This is a genomic window from Sulfitobacter sp. OXR-159 (genome assembly GCF_034377145.1).
Taxonomy (GTDB): domain Bacteria; phylum Pseudomonadota; class Alphaproteobacteria; order Rhodobacterales; family Rhodobacteraceae; genus Sulfitobacter.
The window spans coordinates 26,742-45,974 of the sequence record NZ_CP139708.1 but is presented as its reverse complement, the minus strand read 5'-3'; the positions used below and the strand labels follow the sequence as shown (position 1 = coordinate 45,974).

16 protein-coding genes are annotated in these 19,233 nt (G+C 62.0%); 8 read left to right on the top strand and 8 right to left on the bottom strand.

Features of this window, described 5'->3' with window-relative positions:
• Window positions 1-50 precede the first annotated feature (50 nt).
• Entirely contained in the window at window positions 51-1,025 is a 975-nt protein-coding gene (locus T8A63_RS18185; protein WP_322346008.1) for a DNA topoisomerase IB, read from the bottom strand.
• A 221-nt stretch (window positions 1,026-1,246) separates the two neighbouring features.
• On the opposite strand from T8A63_RS18185, the gene otsB reads away from it, so the two are divergent.
• Together otsB and T8A63_RS18175 are read left to right on the top strand one after the other, a co-directional pair.
• Window positions 1,247-1,996 carry a trehalose-phosphatase gene (gene otsB / locus T8A63_RS18180; RefSeq protein ID WP_300053050.1) on the top strand — a complete coding sequence of 250 codons (750 nt, stop codon included), beginning with the start codon at window positions 1,247-1,249 and terminating at the stop codon, window positions 1,994-1,996.
• A gap of 45 nt (window positions 1,997-2,041) precedes the next feature.
• Window positions 2,042-3,817 (top strand): glycoside hydrolase family 15 protein, encoded by a 1,776-nt coding sequence (locus T8A63_RS18175; protein WP_322346006.1) that lies wholly within the window; start codon window positions 2,042-2,044, stop codon window positions 3,815-3,817.
• On the opposite strand, the gene T8A63_RS18170 is transcribed toward T8A63_RS18175, so the two are convergent.
• The 7 genes from T8A63_RS18170 to T8A63_RS18140 all read right to left on the bottom strand — a co-directional run bounded on the left by T8A63_RS18170 (window position 3,814) and on the right by T8A63_RS18140 (window position 11,488).
• The gene (locus T8A63_RS18170; RefSeq protein ID WP_322346005.1) at window positions 3,814-4,416 is read right to left on the bottom strand and encodes a LysE family translocator; all 603 of its coding nucleotides are present in this window, start codon (window positions 4,414-4,416) and stop codon (window positions 3,814-3,816) included. The two genes, T8A63_RS18175 and T8A63_RS18170, sit on opposite strands and share 4 nt — an antisense overlap.
• Window positions 4,417-4,544: 128 nt before the next feature.
• Window positions 4,545-6,089 carry an indolepyruvate oxidoreductase subunit beta family protein gene (locus T8A63_RS18165; protein WP_322346003.1) on the bottom strand — a complete coding sequence of 515 codons (1,545 nt, stop codon included), beginning with the start codon at window positions 6,087-6,089 and terminating at the stop codon, window positions 4,545-4,547.
• Window positions 6,086-8,236 (bottom strand): indolepyruvate ferredoxin oxidoreductase subunit alpha, encoded by a 2,151-nt coding sequence (locus tag T8A63_RS18160; RefSeq protein ID WP_322346002.1) that lies wholly within the window; start codon window positions 8,234-8,236, stop codon window positions 6,086-6,088. The genes T8A63_RS18165 and T8A63_RS18160 overlap by 4 nt, the downstream gene beginning before the upstream one ends.
• Before the next feature lie 9 nt (window positions 8,237-8,245).
• The gene (locus tag T8A63_RS18155; RefSeq protein ID WP_120352448.1) at window positions 8,246-8,677 is read right to left on the bottom strand and encodes a MarR family winged helix-turn-helix transcriptional regulator; all 432 of its coding nucleotides are present in this window, start codon (window positions 8,675-8,677) and stop codon (window positions 8,246-8,248) included.
• Window positions 8,678-8,728: 51 nt separating this feature from the next.
• Window positions 8,729-9,502: a cyclase family protein gene (locus T8A63_RS18150; RefSeq protein WP_416153255.1), complete on the bottom strand. Its 774-nt coding sequence runs from the start codon at window positions 9,500-9,502 to the stop codon at window positions 8,729-8,731.
• A gap of 192 nt (window positions 9,503-9,694) precedes the next feature.
• Complete coding sequence (locus tag T8A63_RS18145; protein ID WP_067628772.1) at window positions 9,695-10,657, bottom strand: dihydrodipicolinate synthase family protein; 963 nt, start codon at window positions 10,655-10,657, stop codon at window positions 9,695-9,697.
• A gap of 132 nt (window positions 10,658-10,789) precedes the next feature.
• Window positions 10,790-11,488, bottom strand: coding sequence for a GntR family transcriptional regulator (locus T8A63_RS18140; RefSeq protein WP_259950303.1), 699 nt, complete (start codon window positions 11,486-11,488; stop codon window positions 10,790-10,792).
• A 347-nt stretch (window positions 11,489-11,835) separates the two neighbouring features.
• On the opposite strand from T8A63_RS18140, the gene T8A63_RS18135 reads away from it, so the two are divergent.
• The 6 genes from T8A63_RS18135 to T8A63_RS18110 all read left to right on the top strand — a co-directional run bounded on the left by T8A63_RS18135 (window position 11,836) and on the right by T8A63_RS18110 (window position 19,233).
• Window positions 11,836-12,855, top strand: a complete 1,020-nt coding sequence (locus tag T8A63_RS18135; RefSeq protein ID WP_322345999.1) for an ABC transporter ATP-binding protein — start codon at window positions 11,836-11,838, stop codon at window positions 12,853-12,855.
• A complete protein-coding gene (locus T8A63_RS18130; protein WP_067628768.1) occupies window positions 12,852-13,961 on the top strand; it encodes an ABC transporter ATP-binding protein in 1,110 nt (369 codons plus the stop codon). Before T8A63_RS18135 ends, T8A63_RS18130 begins: the two co-directional genes overlap by 4 nt.
• Before the next feature lie 41 nt (window positions 13,962-14,002).
• Window positions 14,003-15,517, top strand: a complete 1,515-nt coding sequence (locus T8A63_RS18125) for an ABC transporter substrate-binding protein (RefSeq protein ID WP_120352332.1) — start codon at window positions 14,003-14,005, stop codon at window positions 15,515-15,517.
• Between the two features lie 67 nt (window positions 15,518-15,584).
• Window positions 15,585-16,529: an ABC transporter permease gene (locus tag T8A63_RS18120; RefSeq protein ID WP_067628831.1), complete on the top strand. Its 945-nt coding sequence runs from the start codon at window positions 15,585-15,587 to the stop codon at window positions 16,527-16,529.
• Window positions 16,529-17,428, top strand: coding sequence for an ABC transporter permease (locus T8A63_RS18115; protein WP_067942343.1), 900 nt, complete (start codon window positions 16,529-16,531; stop codon window positions 17,426-17,428). The genes T8A63_RS18120 and T8A63_RS18115 overlap by 1 nt, the downstream gene beginning before the upstream one ends.
• 11 nt (window positions 17,429-17,439) lie before the next feature.
• The gene (locus T8A63_RS18110) at window positions 17,440-19,233 is read left to right on the top strand and encodes a gamma-glutamyltransferase family protein (RefSeq protein ID WP_322345997.1); all 1,794 of its coding nucleotides are present in this window, start codon (window positions 17,440-17,442) and stop codon (window positions 19,231-19,233) included.

The following is a 19,233-nucleotide window of genomic DNA, read 5'->3' as shown; positions in this document are numbered from 1 at the left end:
TTAACAATGCCTGAGCGCGGTTAAAGTTCGCCCATTCCGTCAATTCAGGGTCACGCGGTGCTGCGCAAAAAGGCCAGAAGCCCCCGTTCGGCTTGGGTCATATCGTCAATATCAGGCGGGTCCGGCAGATCTTGGGGGGTTTGGCAAAGGTCGATGACCTGCGGATGGATATAGCTGTTGCGTGCAATGGTGGGCGTGTTGTGCAGCCGCTGGGCCGCCGCTTCGGCCATGGCTTTGATGGTCGGTTTGTCGTCCTTTAGCGCCACGTCGAAGGCCGCGACAGACCCGGCCCAAGTGCGAAAGGTCTTGGCAGAGAACCCTTCGGCTCCAGCGGCCTCGGCGATATAATCATTCAGGGCCGAAGAGGTCAGCCCGCGCGGCTCCCCCTCTTCGTCGAGCCAGGTCAGCAGGTCCGCGCCCGGCAGATCGCGGATTTTCTCCAAGGCGCGCATCAGGGTGCGGTTAGCGATCTGGCGGCGAACCCGCTTGCCGCCCTTCGCCATGAAGGAGGCCTGCAATTTCCCGTCTTTCAAGACCAGATGCCGCCGCTTCAAGGTCAGCGTGCCATAGGTGCGGTTGGTCTTGGCGTAGACTTGATTGCCCACGCGCAGCGACAGGCGGTCGATCATCGCCACAGCGGCGGCCAGTGCAAAGTCACGTTCGCCCAACTCTTCCTTGAGGTCCCGGCGCACGCGGCGGCGGATGCGCGGCAGGGTCTCGGCAAATTCGGGCAGGCTTGCGTATTTCTCCTGCGCCTGCGCCTCGGACCAGAGCGGATGATAGCGATACTGTTTGCGCCCCCGCGCATCAAACCCCGTCGCCTGTAGGTGGCCGTTAACATGGGGGCTGATCCAGACCTGCTCATAGGCCGGGGGCACCGCCAATTTCACCAGACGTTCACGTTCGGCCTTGTCCTTGATGCAGCGGCCATCGGGCGCGTGATAGGAAAACCCCCGCCCGCAGCGCCGCCGCGCGATGCCGGGTTTGCTGTCGGGGTAGTACCTAAGCGTGGACGGTGCGGTCATCTGGGGTTCCGAATGTGTGATGCGGGGTCTTGCGGGGGCGCGCAGATTGCCCGCCGTCTAGGCAAACGCCGCTGCATTGGCTGGGTTCCCGCCCCGCAGGACGCGCATCTTTGCGCAGTTGCAGCATAAATCCTTTGATTTCGCTGCGCTGGCGCATAGGTTTCGTGAGAACGCCCGCGCGCTGAAAACGCCAGTGCCCTGAAACGGATAGACCAGACACTATGGATAGCACCACCTTGTCGCACAGCAATCTGCCGCCCGTAATCCCGCTCGAGCGTCATGCGTTTTTCCTTGATCTCGACGGCACGCTGGCCCCCATCGTCGACAACCCCGAAGACGCCTGCCTGCCGGAGGCAACGCGCCACCTGCTGACGCAACTCGTTGCGCAGACCGATGGGGCGGTGGCGGTGATCTCGGGCCGGGCGCTAGCGGATGTGGACCGTATCTTGGGCGCACTGCGGCTGCCGGTCTCTGGCTCGCATGGGTTGGAGCTACGGTTGAGCACCGCGGCAGATCACACCCCAACGCAGAGCGCAGGGATCCCCGCCCCCGTGATCGACCGGGTAGAGGAATTCGCCGTGCTGCATGGGGTGACGTCAGAACGCAAACCCGGCGCGATTGCGCTGCATTACCGCAAGGCCCCCGATCAGGGCGAAGCCTGCCGCGCCTTTGTCGATACGCTGGTTGGCGAAGACGCCAGCCTGCGCGGCCTGCATGGCAAGATGGTCAGCGAAGTCGCTCTGAAAGGTGTCGACAAGGGCGGCGCGGTGACGCGTTTCATGGCCTCCCCCGCCTTTGCCGAGCGGCTGCCGGTAATGGTAGGCGACGACGTAACGGACGAAGATGGCTTTCGCGCGGCGCAGGCCATGGGTGGCTTTGGCATCAAGATCGGCCAAGGGCCAACCGACGCACAACATCGCATCGCAGATGTGGCCGGCTTTGCCGATTGGCTGAAAGAAATTTTGCGCTGATCCGGCCCGCCCGGCAAACGCATTGAGAATAGAAAAGAGGGACGTATGGATCTGGGTGTCATCGGGAATTGCGCGGTTGCGGCGCTGGTCAGCCGCGAAGGAGCGATCAACTGGTTTTGCCTGCCACGGTTTGACGGCGATCCGGTCTTTCACAGCCTGATGGGTCATGGCGCGGGCGAAGAGGGCGACGGGGAGTTTGCCGTCGAACTCGAAGACATGACAGAAAGCGAACAAAGCTATCTGCCCAATACCGCGATCCTGCGCACGGTCCTGCGCAGCGCAAAGGGCGCGGTTGAGATTGTTGATTTCTGCCCCCGTTTCACCGCCTATGGCCGCAGCTTTCGCCCGCAGATGCTGGTGCGGCAAGTGCGACGCATTGAGGGTTCGCCTCGCGTTAGGATGCGCCTGAAACCGCGCTTTCAATGGGGAGAGGTGGCTCCCACGCTTACCCGCGGGTCGAACCATGTACGCTTTGTCGGGCCTGAGCAGAACATGCGTCTGACCACCGACGCGCCGATTGACCATGTGCTCGACGGGCGCATGATCAACCTCGAAGGGGAAATGACCTTCATCCTTGGCCCGGATGAGACGCTGTCGGACAGTCCTGAGCAGATCGGCACCACCTTTCGCACCAAAACCACGCGCTATTGGCAGCGCTGGACGCAGCGGTTGGCGATCCCTTTCGAGTGGCAAGAGGCCGTCATTCGCGCCGCGATCACGCTGAAACTCTGCAGCTATGAGGCCACGGGCGGTGTCATCGCCGCAATCACCACCTCGCTGCCCGAAGCGCCGGATTCGGGGCGCAACTGGGATTACCGCTATTGCTGGGTCCGCGATGCGTTTTTCACCGTGCGCGCGCTCAACAGTCTCGCCGCGACCCGCACCTTGGAGCATTATTTCCAATGGCTGATGAATGCCGTGGCGGATGCCGAAGGCGGGCATATCCAGCCCGTGCTAGGGCTCGGGCTTGAGACGGCGTTAACCGAACGTATCTCACCCAGCTTACAAGGCTTCCGCGGGATGGGGCCGGTGCGGATCGGCAATCAGGCGCATGAGCATTTCCAGCATGACACCTATGGCAATATCATCCTTGGCGCAGCACCCGCGTTTTTTGATCACCGCCTGCCGATGAACACCGGGCGCACGGCCTTTGAACAGCTAGAGCCCTTGGGCGAGCAGGCGTGGGAGCTGCACGACGAACCTGATGCCGGGATTTGGGAGCTGCGCAGCCGTGCCCGCATTCACACGTCTTCGTCGCTGATGTGCTGGGCTGCCTGCGACCGTTTGGGCAAGATTGCGCGCCATTTGAAGTTGGACGACCGCGCCGCCCTTTGGGCCGAGCGCGCCGAGGTGATCCGCGACAAGATCCTCGACAACGCTTGGTCAGAAGAACGCGGCGCTTTTGTCGAAAGCTTTGGCGGCAGCACCTTGGACGCCAGTGTCTTGCTGATGGGGGAGGTCGGTTTCCTGCCACCGAAAGACCCGCGGTTCATCGCCACGGTCGAGCGTCTTTCCGAAGTGCTGGGCCGCGGCCCCTTCATGCTGCGCTACGAAGAGGCGGATGATTTCGGCGTGCCCGAGGTCGGCTTTAACGTCTGCGCTTTCTGGCGGATTGATGCGCTGGCGCGGATCGGCCGCGAAGAGGAGGCCCGCAAACTGTTCGAAGAATTGCTAGAAGCCCGCAATCACCTTGGCCTTATGTCCGAAGACACCGCATTCGCCACCGGCGAGGGCTGGGGCAACTTCCCGCAGACCTATTCCATGGTCGGCATCATCAACGGCGCGATGCGCCTGTCGCGGCGGTGGGAGGCCGAGCTTTAACGCGCGAACAGCAGACGCAGGCCCAACAGCCCCAGCACCGCTGAGGCCACCCGGTCAAAGTAGACCTTCGCGCGGAGGTAGCCTTGGCTCACTGCCGGGCGGCTCATGCCGAAGGCCATGGTGGTGTAAAAGGCGACTTCGATGATCAGGTGGTTGGCGACGATCAAAAGGTTCTCGCTCAGGCGCATCCCCTCGGGGAAGATGACCACCAGAACCGCCGCGGCGAAAAGCACTGATTTGGGGTTCAGAATGTTGATCATCAGCCCCTGCCGAAAGGCATGGCGGGCGGGGGTCACCGTGGTTGCCACCGGCGTCCGCGCCCCGCGCCACATGCCAAAGGCCACATAAAGCAGATAGACCGCGCCCAGGGATTTCACGACTGCATAGGCCCATGGGAAAGCGAGGAACACCGCCTCCAACCCCAAGAGCGCGGCGAGGGTCCAGAACGATGCCACGAGGCCAAGACCAAGCCCCACGGCAACACCCGCCCGCCGCCCCGAACTCAGCGTGGTTTTCAGCGCGATCAGAAAGGCCGGGCCGGGGCTGAGGATCGACGCGATGAGCGCGATGTTAAAGGCGATGAGATGCGACAGTTCCATGGCAGCGGCCCCCCTTTGTGCGCCCCCAGCTATGCGGGGCTGAGGCACCCGGTCAACTGAGATTGGGTGACCCCGCACCGTCGGGAGGTTGATCCGCCCCACATCTGCCCAAAAAACGGGCACGGCCCCTAGACGAAAGACCGCACCGTCGCGATGGCCCCGTCGAGCGCCTTTCCTTCGGCATCTTGCAGCGCCGCCTCGCGCAGACGTGCAATCCACTGCGCCGCGTCCTTTCGCCCGCGCAGCAGCGCGGCGGCATCCATCACCTTGTCGAACTTGCCCAGACCCCGCGCATGGGTGTCGGAATAGCCTTTGATGAGCCGTCGGCATTTCACCAGTTCAACCGCCGAGTCGTAATCGGCTTCGACCTCCGCCATACAGCGCGACAGCCAATTCTCAAGATGGGCCACTTCGATGGCATGGCGGTGGGTTTTCAGACGATACCCTTTAAGCCCGCCCAGAACATGCAGCATGAGAAACGCAGGCAGCCTGTCGGTGCGCAGGCGGCGGCCCTTGTCGAACCAGCGGTTCAGACGCGCCATCCACTTCTCGCTCGCCTCTACCTTTGCGCCAAGACGGGCAGGCATCAGGCCCGCGATTTCGTCGGCGCGGGGGTGAAAATATTCGGTCAGCTGCATGAGGTTGGCATCGCCCGCCCGCATCTCTTGCCGGATATGCGCAAAGCGCGGCGCGCGGGTTTTCAGGTCTGCAACGCGAATGATGTCGTCATAGGCCATGGCGTTGGCAATATATTTCGCCGCAGCCGCCGAAAGCCGCCAGTCCTGCGCGGCGTTGTCACGGGCCAACACGGTATCGAGCCGATCAAGATAGAGCGTGCCATAGGCGCAGCCTTGGTAGTTCACGACCTTGGCAAGCCCCGCAAAAGCCAGATCATGCACCGCTTCGGGCAGCGCATCGGCGCGGGTGACCAGCGCGTCCCACTGGCTTTGCAGCGCGTCCGGCCCGGCAAGGCGGAATGCGGTTTCGGGGTCTTCCACAGGGACCGGGGCGGCGTTGGGCAGACGGCCCTGCGCCGCGTCAAAGCCCACGGCGAAGGCACGCAACGAGGGCTCCACCCCCTTGCCCCCGGCGCGGATCGCATCCTCATAGGCCTCCCGGCGGAACGGCAGCGCGCCAGACCCGGCCAAAGCGCCAAAGAGCGAGGCCGAGATGACAGAGCCCGCGCCCACGGCCAGCCCTTCCATGTCTTCGAGCACCAGTTTCTGCGCCGCGATCTCAGCCGCCGCGCGCACTTCATCGGCATTGGCAATGCCATCGCCGGGCGCCATCTTCTCGCTCACCGCAAGGGCGCGGTGGGTCGAGCCGATCAGCGTGGTGCGGTCTGGCGTCACAAAACCGCGCATCACGGCGCGGCCAACCTCCATCATCTCAGCCGCGATCAACACGTCGACATCGCCCGCCGCAGGGGCGAGGGCAAAGACCGGCTCAAACGCGGTTTTCGGTGCCATCTCAACGTAATAGATCGTGGCCCCAGTGCGCTGCGCCACCCCCGCGACCGAGGTCGCCTGACAAACATAGCCTTCGGCCCGGGCCATAGATTCGATCCACCCGGTCAAGACGCCGCCGCCCTGCCCGCCCACGGCCATGACCGCGAGCTTGATGATTTCGCCGACACGCGCGTCGGGTGTCTTTTGCGGCAGAACCAAATTCACGTCGTCACTCCTTCGCTGCGCAGCCGCTTGGCGTCGCGCCGTCTTTGCAGCCAAGCGATGATCTGGCTGGATTTATCGGCACGCCACCGCTCAAACCGCGTCGGATTATGCACCACATCCGCTTGGTAAAACGACGGGCAAAGCACCGCCGTATCGGCCACTTCGCCGCAGTTGCCGCAGCCCACACAGGTCTGATCGATATGCGCCACCGGATCGTCGCGCAGTGGATCGTCGAGCCGTTTCAGCGACAGCGACGGGCAGCCCGAGAGCCGGATGCAGGCATGATCCCCGGTGCAAACATCCGCATCGACGCCAAAGCGCGGCACCTCCATGCGGCGACCTTCCTTGATCGCCTTGTTGCGCAGGGGCTTTTCGCGGCGCTGCTTGTTGAGCATACATTCCGAGGAGGCCACGATGACCTTCGGCCCCTTATAATCGGTGGTCAGCGCCTCGCGCAGCACCTCGCGCAGTTTACCCACGTCATAGGTCCGGTCGATCTGGCGCACCCATTCGACGCCGACGCCTTTGAGCGCCTTAGAGATCGGATTGTTGGTTGATTTCGTGTCGTTATGCGCCCGCGAGGACATCACGTCCTGCCCGCCCGTGGCGGCGGAATAGTAGTTGTCGACGATCACCGCGACGCTGTCGGACTTGTTGAACACCATGTTCCCGATTGAGGTCGAGAGCCCGTTGTGCCAGAAGCCGCCATCGCCAAGGATCGAAATCACGCGCCTGTCGCCACCCCCGTCAAAGGCCGCATTCGACGCGGGGCCAAGGCCATAGCCCATGGTCGAGCCGCCGATCTCAAAGGGCGGCAGGCACCCGAAAAGGTGGCAACCGATATCGCCGGTGATCTGGTGCTTGCCCAGCTCTTGCTCGGTCAGTTTCATCGCGGCAAAAATCGGGCGTTCAGGGCAGCCAGTGCAAAAACCCGGCGGGCGGATCGGCACGGTGTCGGACAGATCGGGGATTGCGGGCGCTTCGGCATTGGGCGCGCGCACGGCGCCGGGGAGCATTTCGGGCGCGGCAATTTTTAGGAAAGCAGTCATCCCATCGAGCAGCACCTGCCCGGTATATTCACCCGCCATCGGCAGCACGTCCTTACCGTGCAGTTTCACCTTGCGTTCGAGCCTGTAGAGGTAGGAGCCGAGTTGCTGTTCGATGTGATCGGGCTGGCCTTCCTCGACCACCAGCACATGCTCTTTGCCCGCGCAGAATTCGTCGAACTCGTCCCGCAAAAGCGGATAGGTGACGTTCAGCACATAAAGCGGCACTTCGGTCTGGCCGTGGATATCGGCCAGCCCCAGCCGTTGCAGCGCCCGGATGACCGAATTGTACATGCCGCCCTGCACCACGACGCCCAAGGGCGCTTTCTCGGGGCCAAGGAACTCATTCAACCCATTGTCGCGAATGAACTTTTCAGCGGCAGGCCAGCGGTTTTCGATCTTGTCCTTCTCATGCAGATAAGACATCGGCGGCAGCACCACGCGGTTGAAGTCCGAGCGCGGGTTGGCGGCGGCTTCGGCCACGGTCAGCGGTGGGCGCTGGTTGTCGCGCGTCTCAAAACTGCCCGTCACATGGCAAGACCGGATGCGGACCATCAGCATGACGGGCGTGTTGCTCGCCTCCGACAGTTCAAACCCGTCTTTCACCGCTTTGGTAATGCAAGGCAGGTTCGGGCGTGGGTCGAGCATCCAGAACTGCGACTTCATCGCGAAACCATGGCTGCGCTCCTGCATGATCGAAGAGCCCTCGCCATAGTCTTCGCCCACGATCACCAGCGCGCCGCCGGTCACGCCGGAGGAACTAAGGTTCGCCAGCGCGTCCGAGGCCACATTCACCCCCACCGGCCCTTTAAAGGTCACCGCCCCGCGAATGGGGTAGTGCACCGAAGCCGCCAGCATCGCCGCCGCTGCGGCCTCTGAAGCGTTCGCCTCGAACCGCACGCCAAGTTCGCCCATCAGCTCTTCGGCATCGGCCAACACGTCCATCAGATGCGAGATCGGGGCGCCCTGATAGCCGCCCACATAGCCGACCCCGTTCTCCAACAGCGCCTTGGTAATCGCGAGGATACCCTCACCTGTGAAGACGTCGCCATCCCCTTTGCGCAGGTGTTCCACCTCTGCCTTGAACGAACGTTCGGCCATCGGACCCTCTTAAAAATCGTGTTTTCGGATGTTGCGCAGCATGGTGCGCAGCGTGGCCACAAAGGCCTCTTTCTCGGCCGCGCCGATGCCTTTGAACATCGCGTCATAGGCCTCTGCCATATGCGGCCAAAGCCTTGCATAGGCCTCTTGCCCCTTGTCGGTCAGATAGACGCGCGTAGCACGGCTGTCGGCCGCATCGGTCTCGCGCCGTACCAACCCGTCGCGCACCAGCGCGTCGAGCGCGCGGCTCAGCGTGGATTGCTGCACCACGGCATAGACGGCCAATTCGCGGATCAGGATGCCATCGGTCACCGACAGCACGGCGAGAGAGCGCATCTGCGGCGTGGTCAGCCCAAGCGCGGCCATCTCCGCCGACAGGGCGGCGTTATACCGCCCCATGATCCGGTTCATCAAATAGGGCGCGAAATTATCGAGGCCCATCTGATCCAGCGGCGCATTCCCCGCCTCGGAAGGTGATGTATCTGCCACCGGTCAGCCCTTCGGCACCAGCGCCAGCGCCCGAATGGGGCTGCCGGTACCGTTCTTGATCTTCAGCGGTGCCGCAATCAGGATCGCGCCCTTGGGCGGCAGCTTGTCGAGGTTGGCAAGGCTGGCAAGACCGAAACAATTGTTCTTATGCAGCAGGTTATGCGCAGGATACGGCGGCTCCATCTCGCCCGCTTGGCCCGCGTCGGTGCCGATGCATTGGGTGCCCCAACCAACAATCTTTTTGCTCATCAGATATTCAATCGCATCCGGGGTCGGTCCGGGGCTGTGGGGGCCGGTCTCATCCGCGTTAAGGAACCGCGCTTCGTCGTTCACACGGCTGTCCCAATCGGTGCGCATGACGACCCATTCGCCCTTACCAATCTCACCATATTCTGCTTCCCATTCCTTGATGCCCTTGGCGTCGAGCAGGAAATCCGGGTCTTCTTGAGATTGCTGCGAACAGTCGATCACATTCACCGGCGCAACGAGGCGCTGCACGTCGAGCGTATCGGTAAAGCCGTCGTCGTAATCCTTGCCGGTGATCCAGTGGTGCGGCGCATCGAAATGCGTGCCGGAATGCTCTCCCAGCACCATCCAGTTCCATGCAAAGAACGGGCCATCCTCGTCATATTCGCTGATCTTGTGAATCTCGACCTTCGGTGTCGGCTTTGCAAAGTCTGCGGGCAGTTGCAGGATCGGCGTATCCGGCCCCAAAACGCCCGAACAATCCACCACTTCGACCCCGCCAGAGGCGAGCATCGCCCCAAAATCACGCATTAAATCCGTAGCACTCATTTCAAACATTCTCCCTCAAATGGCGCACCCACTCCCGATGCGTTGGCCCCTGAAAAGATGCTAGTCAAATTTATATGCGTTTGCAATTATCTTCTTCGAAAGGGCGCAAAACAACGCAAAAGGCCCGCCGCAGATGCGACGGGCCTGCCCAGCCGGGGAGAGTTGGGAGGAGGATTAGGCGGCGTATTTCGCGACCGCGCCGCCCTGCTTGCTCCAATCGGCATACCATGTCCGGAACAGCCGGTACTGCGCCTCGGCATAGCCGCGCTGGCTGTCGGTCAGAGCGTCGGTCTCGTTAAAATGCAACGCATATTCCCCATGGCCCTCAAGCACCATCAGGTGCTTATAATAAAGCACGAGGTCCGGCCCCTCATCAAAGGAGGAAAGAACACCAAGCGCCGCGTCGAGTTCCTGCGCCCGCTGGCGCGCTTCGGCATCGCCCGCCGCTGCGGCTTGGCTGAGGGCTACGAGATGCAGCACTTCGCGGGGCAGCACATTGCCGATCCCGGTGATGGCGCCCGTGGCACCGCAATTGACGAAACCATGGAACACGGTGGTATCGACCCCGATCATCAGCGTAACTTCATCATCGCGGCTGGTGATGTTCTCTGCTGCATAACGCAGATCATCCGCACCGCCGAACTCTTTGAAACCCACGAGGTTCGAATGCTCGGCCCGCAGGGCAAAGAACAGATCGGCGCGGGTGGCGAAGCCGTAATAGGGGCTGTTGTAAATCACGGCAGGAAGTTCTGGCGCGGCCGACAAAACGGTTTTGAAGTGATCCTTCTGCGCCGCAACCGACGTGCCGCGCGACAGGATGCGTGGGATCAACATCAACCCCTTCGCGCCGACCCTTTGCGCATGGGCCGCATGTTCGGCGGCCAGCTTGGTGTTCACAGCACCCGTGCCAACAACGACCGGCACACCCGCATCAACCAAACGCTCAACGCCCTCCATCCGCTCTGCATCTGTCAGCAACGGCCAATCGCCCATGGAGCCGCAGTAGACGACCGCGCTCATACCATCGGCGATTAGCTTTTTGCCCATGCGCACCAGCGCATCGAAATCGGGTTTCCGGTCTGCCGTGCAGGGGGTCATCAGGGCCGGGATGCAGCCGGAAAAAATCGAAGGGGTCATTTGTCTCTCCATTCATAGAATCCGGCTGCGATATTGCCGGGATTGGCTGCATCTTAGCTATTGTATTTTATTTGTCGACATAAAATCGCCGCAAGCTTTCTGCGCGCGCAAAAACCACGCATTTACCTATTGTTATAGTTCGATGTGCTGCCGCCGATCCCGCGAAATCAGCGCCTGAATCTGCCGTACAATCTGATCCGCATGGGTCTCCGCCAAAGAATCCGCGCGCCCGATATCGCGTGCCTCGATGGCCGCGATCAAATCCTCATGCTCTTGGACATACTCACTGGGAAGCTGATCGTCGAAGGATTGGTAATACATCCGCAGCAAGCGGCGCCCCTCATCCAACAAGCGCAAACAAAGCGATTCGTAATAAGGGTTGCGCCCCGCCCGCGCGATCTCGGCATGAAACTCACGGTTCGTGGCGATCATCGACAGCGCGTCCTGCGCCGATACGGCCTTGGCAAACTCTGCCTGTCGCGCGCGGATCTTCGCCATATCGGCCGGGGTATGAAACTGCGCCGCCAGCCGCGTGGTGACACGGTACATCAACGTCATCGCGTCAAAGAAGGTATGCAGGTTCATGAAGTCGATATTCGCCACCACGGTCGAACGGTTGGGCAACGTGGTCACCAATCCCTCGCTCGCCAGCCGCACCAATGCCTCACGGATCGGCGTGCGCGACATCGAAAGACGCTCGGATAGGCGAATCTCGTCGATCGGGCTGCCGGGCAGCAGGGTCAAATCAAGAATCTCATCCCGCAGGATAGAATAGACAAATTGCGCCCCGGACCCGCGCTTGCGTTCCGCCGTTTTAGGTTTGCTGGTCATGCGGGGATGCCGCCCTTTCGAAATTCTTGGCTCCCCCTCGATAAAGCAACAAATCGACCGCCTTACAATAGCGCGGCCCCACCGAATGCGCGCCCGCCCCCTTCAATTCATCCTTTCTTAAATACCGTCCGCAATCTCACCAAACGCCATCCTTGGCAATCAAGCCTCCCAACAGACCTTCACAGACCGCTCAAAAATCAAGCATCGCCGTTGATACGGCAGGCAATTTCTGTCGCAATAGATTGACCGAAAAAGGCTTTCCCAAAAATTAAAATCGCCGGATTGACAGCGAGAAACTTGCAACCGCATACTAGACCAATCTTATATTGGTTCAAGAAAGCGGTCCATTGCCCAGCCCTGACATCGGCCTCAACACCGACACAGACAAGGTTTTGCTCGAAGTGCGCGACTTCAGCCTGCGCTTTCGCGGTGCGCCGAGCGACCAGATCAACCACGTGAATTTCACGGTCCATCCGGGCAAGACGCTTTGCGTTGTCGGGGAAAGTGGGTGCGGCAAAAGCGTGACCTCCTTGGCGATGATGGGCCTGCTACCTGAAGGCGCTGCGACGATCAGATCGGGCGAGATGGTTTTCGAGGGGCAAAAGCTCGACCTTGCCGATCACACCGCCATGCGCAAATTGCGCGGCAGTCGGATGACCATGATCTTCCAGGAGCCGATGACCTCGCTCAACCCCGCGTTCCGCATTGGCGACCAGATCACCGAAGCCGTGCTTGCCCATAGCAACGCCAGCAAGTCCGAGGCCGAGAATAAGGCGCTGGCGATCCTCAAGCGGGTCGGCATTCCGGCGGCGGAAAAGCGGATGCGCGACTATCCGCATCAGCTCTCGGGCGGGATGCGCCAACGGGTGATGATCGCCATGGCGCTGGTGAACGACCCCGCGCTACTGATCGCGGATGAGCCTACAACCGCGCTCGACGTGACCATTCAGGCACAAATCCTTGAGTTGATCCGCGACCTTCAGGCCGAGACCGACATGGGCACGATCATGATCACCCACGACCTCGGCGTCGTGGCCGAAATCGCCGATACCGTGGCCGTCATGTACGCGGGCACGATTGTTGAGACCGGCCCGGCGGAGCGCATTTTCAACGACCCGCAGCACCCCTACACGATTGGCCTCATGTCCTCGATCCCGCAGTTGAGCGGTCCGCGCGGGCGTTTGGCCACCGTGCCGGGCATGGTGCCCACGACGCAGAACATGCCTGAAGGCTGCCGTTTTGCCACGCGCTGCCCTTTCGCCCAGCCCATCTGCGCCAAGGAACCGCCGCTTGCGCCGCTGGAAGGTGGCCACGCCGTCGCCTGCCATTTCGCCCCGCTAGAGACCCATCTGGAGCAGAGCGCATGACCGACAAGATCCTGACCGCGCGCGGGCTAAAGAAACATTTCAAGACCTCGGGCGGTGGCTTGGCGAAAGGGGCCACGGTCAAGGCGGTCGATGGTGTCTCCTTCGACGTGCGCCGCGGAGAGACCTTTGCCATCGTCGGTGAATCCGGCTGCGGCAAATCCACCCTCGCGCGGCTGCTCATGCGACTGCTGACCCCAACCGAGGGCGATGTGCAGTTTGACGGCAGCGATGTGCGCAGCCTTGCCGGGCGCGACCTGACCGCGTTGCGCCGAGACATGCAGTTCATCTTTCAGGACCCCTTTTCGTCGCTGAACCCGCGCATGAGCGTCGGCAAGCTGGTCGGCGAACCGCTGGAGACGCATTTCCCAAAAATGTCCGCCTCTGAGCGGCGCGGCAAAGTGGCGGAACTGCTGGCCAAAGTCGGCCTGCGCCCCGAGCACGCGGAACGCTACCCACATGAATTTTCGGGCGGCCAGCGCCAACGGATCGGGATTGCCCGCGCGCTGGCCTCGGCCCCGAAGCTGGTGATCGGGGATGAGCCTGTCTCGGCCCTTGATGTGTCGGTGCAGGCGCAGGTGATTAACCTGCTGGGCGATCTGCGCGATGAATTGGGTCTCACGCTGGTCATCATCGCCCATGACCTCGCCGTGATCCGCCACATGAGCGACCGTGTGGCGGTGATGTATCTGGGGCAAATCGTCGAACAGGGCGATGTCGATACGGTCTACAACCATCCGCGTCACCCCTACACCCGTGCCCTCTTGTCGGCCATTCCGGTCGCCGCCCATGGGGCACGCACGCCGCAGACTGCACTTGAGGGCGAGATGCCAAGCCCGGCCAACCCACCCTCGGGCTGTCGTTTTCACACCCGCTGCCCCTATGCCAAAGAACGCTGCGCGAGTGAGCCGCCTGCCTTGCGCGAAACCGATGCCGGCGACGGCCATATCGCCGCTTGCCACTATTTCGAAGAGATCGCCGCCGCGACGCCGGACCTCGGCCTTGCCGATGCGCCCGAACGTGCTCCCGGCGCTGCCGCGCGCTTTGCGCTTTACCAAGACGCCATGCGGGATCGGACAACGCTCCGCCCCCGCCAAGACCAAGAATAACAGGCTAAAACAGACTTAATGAAACGACAGGAGAGTTCGATATGACACTGACCAAAATGACCCTCGCCGCCGCGCTGCTGGGGGCCACCACCCTCGGCGCGCAGGCGGCTGACCTGCGCATCGCGCTGCAATCTGACGCCGATGTGCTGGACCCCGACCAGTCGCGCACCTTTGTGGGGCGGATCGTCTATACCTCGCTTTGCGACAAGCTGGTGGACATCACGCCTGATCTGGAAATCATCCCCCAACTGGCGACCGAATGGTCCTTTTCTGAGGATGGCAAGCAACTGACCATGATGCTGCGCGACGATGCGGTCTTCCATGACGGCACACCGTTTGATGCCGAGGCCGTGGCCGCCAACATCGACCGCAGCCAGAACCTTGAGACCTCGCGCCGCAAGTCCGAGCTTTCCTCCATCACCGGCGTCGAAGTGCTGGGCAGCCATGAAATCCGCTTTGATCTGGCCGATGCCGACGCCACGCTGATGGCGCAGTTCGCCGACCGCGCGGGCATGATGGTTTCCCCCACAGCTGCCGAAGCGGCGGGCGATGACTTTGGCCTGAACCCGGTCTGTTCGGGCCCCTACCAGTTCAAAGAGCGTGTAGCCCAAGACCGGATCGTGCTGGAGAAATTCGCCGACTATTACAACGCCGACGAATACCACTTTGACAGCGTGACCTACCTGCCGATCCCCGACACCACCGTGCGTCTGGCGAACCTGCAATCGGGCGACATCGACATGCTGGAGCGCCTCGCCGCAACCGATCTGGCGCAGGCCGAGGGTGACGACGGCATCAAGGTCGAAAGCGCCGTGTCGCTGGGCTATCAAGGCATCACCATCAATGTCGCCAATGGCGAAAAGGGCGACAACCCTTGGGGCAACGACAAACGTCTGCGTCAGGCGCTGAGCTATGCGATCGACCGCGAAGCAATCAATCAGGTCGTCTTCAACGGTGCCTTCGCCGCGGGCAACCAGCCCTTCCCGCCGAACTCGCCTTGGTACAGCACCGACTTTCCCGTGCCCGAGCGTGACGTAGAAAAGGCCAAAGAACTGCTGGCCGAAGCAGGCTTTGCCGATGGGATCGACCTTGAGGTGCAGGTGCCCAACACTACGATCCCGCTGCAACTGATGCAGGTCGTGCAATCCATGGCGGCTGAGGCGGGGATCAACATCTCGATCACCTCCAAGGAATTCGCGACGCTGCTGGCCGACCAATCGGCGGGGGACTATCAGGCGAGCCAGATCGGCTGGTCGGGCCGTGTGGACCCCGATGGCAACATCCACCAGTTCATGACCTCCGATGGCGGCATCAACGATTCCAAGTTCTCGAACCCGGAAGTGGATGAGCTGCTGAACAAAGCGCGCAAATCCAACGATCAAGACGTGCGTCGCGAAAGCTACACCGCGGCCCGTGCGATCCTGAACGAAGAGCTGCCGATCGTGTACCTCTATCACCAGACATGGATCTGGGCGCTGGACTCCGACATCTCCGGCTTCACCCCCTATCCTGATGGCATGATCCGCCTTGAAGGTATGAAAAAAGAAGAAGGGTAAAACCTTCTCCATATGCACCGCCGGGCCGGTCCCGGCGGTGCCCCTCCCCTGAGCGAGACGTTTCAAAATGCTGTCCTTCATCCTGCGCCGTCTGGTGATCGCGATCCCGACGATCATCTTGATCTCGGTCTTTGTCTTCACCTTGCAAAAGCTGCTGCCGGGCGATCCGGTGCTGGCCATGGCCGGCGAAGAACGCGACCCGCAGGTGCTGGAATTCCTGCGCGAGAAATACCGCCTGAATGACCCAATCCCGGTGCAATATTTCACTTGGATCGGCAACGCGCTGACGGGGGACTTGGGCATTTCGCTGCGCACCAACCAGCCCGTGCTTGAGCTGATCGGGGAAAAGCTGCCCGTCACGATCCAATTGGCGACGATGGCGATGATCTTTGCCCTGCTGATCGGCGTGCCTGCGGGCATCTTCTCGGCCGTCAAGAAGGGCACCGTGACCGATTATGTAGCCAATGTGGTGGCGCTCTCGGGCCTGTCGATCCCGAACTTCTGGCTAGGGATCATGCTGATCCTGCTGGTCTCGGTGAAATGGAAGCTGCTGCCCGCTTCGGGCTATGTGCCCCTGAGCGAAGACCCCATCCGCTCCATCACCGTGATGATCATGCCCGCCTTCGTGCTGGGCACAGCACTCGCCGCCACGCTGATGCGCCACACGCGGTCGGCCATGCTGAGCGTGCTGAGCAGTGACTACGTCCGCACCGCCCGCGCCAAGGGTCTGGTCGAGCGGAAGGTTATCCTCAAACACGCCTTCCGCAATGCGCTGACGCCCATCGTTACCCTGACTGCGCTCTTGTTTGGTGAACTTATCGCGGGCGCGGTGCTGACCGAGCAGATTTTCACCATCCCCGGCTTTGGCAAGCTTGTGGTCGATGCCGTATTCAACCGCGATTACGCCGTGGTTCAGGGGATCGTCCTCGTTACCGCCGTTGGCTTTATCTTTATGAACCTGCTGGCCGATGTCGCCTATGTGCTGCTGAACCCCCGCCTGAGGAAGCAATAATGGCCCAACCTGCCACCCCCATCACCATCGACGCCGAAAGCGCCGCTGATCCGGTCCTCTCTGCCCGTCCGGAAAACCGGGTCTGGAAGAAATTCCGCCACCACCGCAGCGCCATGCTTGGCGGCGTGCTGGTGGTTTTCTTCTGCGCCATCGCTATCTTGGCCCCCCTGTTGCCGATCCCCGACCCTGCCGCCACCGATTGGGGGGCTGTGCGCAAAGGGCCCTCCGCCGCGCATTGGTTCGGCACCGATGAATTGGGCCGCGATGTGTTGTCGCGGCTGATCTGGGGGGCGCAGGCATCCCTGCTGGCGGGGGTCGTTTCGGTTGCCATCGCGCTTGGGCTTGGCGTCCCTCTGGGCATCATTGCCGGCTATTTCGGCGGCTGGACCGATGCGATCATTTCGCGCTGCACCGAGGCGCTGCTGGCCGCGCCCTTCCTGATCCTTGCCATCGCGCTGGCGGCTTTCCTTGGGCCGAGCCTGACCAACGCGATGATCGCCATCGGCATCTCGGCCACGCCGATCTTCATCCGCCTCACCCGTGGTCAAGTGCTCAGCGTCGCCGCCGAGGATTACGTCGAAAGCGCGCGTGCCATTGGCCTGTCGACCCCACGCATCCTGCGCCGCTATATTTTCCCCAACGTGCTGCCGCCCGTGCTTGTGCAAGCCACGCTGACCGTCGCCACTGCGATCATCGCCGAAGCCTCGCTGTCGTTCCTCGGCCTCGGCCAACAGCCGCCCGCGCCCTCTTGGGGGTCGATGCTGAACACGGCGAAGAACTTCCTCAATCAAGCGCCATGGATGGCGCTTTGGCCCGGCATTGCGATCTTCATGGTCGTGCTTGGCTTCAACCTTCTCGGCGATGGTCTGCGCGATGCGCTGGACCCGCGCGAACACTGACCGGAGACGACATGACCCCCTTTACCACCCGCCCCGAGATCCGCGGTTCATTCGGTGTCACCACTTCGACCCATTGGATCGCTTCGACCGTGGGTTTTGGCATCCTCGAAAAAGGCGGCAATGCTTTTGACGCCGCTGTGGCTGCGGGATTCGTTTTGCAGATTGTTGAGCCGCATTTGAACGGCCCGGCGGGCGATCTGCCGATCATCTTTCACGACGCGGAAAAGAAGGCGACCAAGGTCGTCTGCGCCCAAGGGGTCAGCCCCGCCGCCGCCAAGCTGGAGCATTTTGAGGAACTCGGGCTGAAACTGATCCCCGGCTCGGGGCTTTTGTCGACAGTGGTGCCCGGTGCCTTTGACGGCTGGATGCTGATGCTGCGCGACCATGGCACCATGGGTCTGCGCGACGTGCTGCAGCCCGCGATCGATTATGCCCGCGATGGCCATCCGGTGCTGCCGCGCGTGTCGAACACCATCAAGGGGCTGGCCGAATATTTCGCCGCCGAATGGCCCAGCTCCGCCGCCGTCTGGACGCCCGGCGGCGCGGCGCCAGAGCCCAATGCCAACTTTAAAAACCCCGATCTGGCCGCCACCTATGAACGGTTGGTCAGCGAGGCCGAAGCCGTGGGCGAAGACCGGAGCGCGCAGATCGAAGCGGCGCGCAAAATCTGGTCCGAAGGGTTCGTGGCGGATGCCATTTTCGACTACCTCGAAGACGCCTGCGTGCATGACGTGTCCGAGCAAAAGAACAGCGCCCTTCTGGCGCGCGAAGATATGGCCAAATGGCAGGCCAGCTACGAAGACACGCTCACGTATGAGTATCACGGCTGGACGGTGCATAAGACCCACGCATGGTCGCAGGGGCCGGTGTTTTTGCAGGCCCTCGCCATTCTCAAGCATTTTGATCTGGCCGCGATGGACCCGATGGGTGCCTCTTTTACCCATACGGTTATCGAGGCGATGAAACTCGCCTATGCCGACCGCGAAGCCTACTACGGCGACCCCGAACAGAGCATCATCCCGATGGAAGAACTACTTTCTGACGCCTATAACGCTGAGCGTGCGAAACTGGTCAACGGCAAAGCGTCCCTTGAGCAGCGCCCCGGCGTGATCGCGGGGTTGGAGCATTTGGCCGAGCGTTATATCGAACGCGCAGCCCGTGATTTCGGCGTCCAGAATGCCGCCCCGCAAGAGCCCACGATGGCCCATCTGACCGAAAAACGCGGCGATACCGTGCACCTTGATGTGATCGACCGCTGGGGCAATATGGTCTCGGCCACGCCTTCGGGCGGGTGGCTGCAAAGCAATCCGGTCGTGCCGGGGCTTGGCTTTCCACTGAACTCGCGCGCGCAGATGTTTTGGCTTGAACGCGGTTTGCCCACCTCCCTCGCCCCCGGTCGGCGTCCGCGCACCACGTTGACCCCCTCCTTTGCCGAACATTCAGACGGGCGGCAGTTGGTTTTTGGCACACCGGGTGGCGATCAGCAGGATCAATGGCAGCTGATCTGGTTCCTGCGCTTTGTGCATCACGGGCTCGACCTGCAAGAGGGCATGGACGCGCCGCTGTTCCACACCATGCATTTTCAAAGCAGCTTCTTTCCCCGCCAAGCCCTGCCCGGCGAGATGATGATCGAACCCAATGTCGGCGCTGCGGTGATCGACGCGCTGCGCGCACGGGGCCATATCGTCACCGTGGCCGAACCGTGGTCGGTGGGGCGCATGACCGCTGCGCTGCGTAATCCCGATGGCAGCCTTCAGGCCGCCGCGACCCCCCGCCTGATGCAGGCCTATGCCGTAGGACGTTAA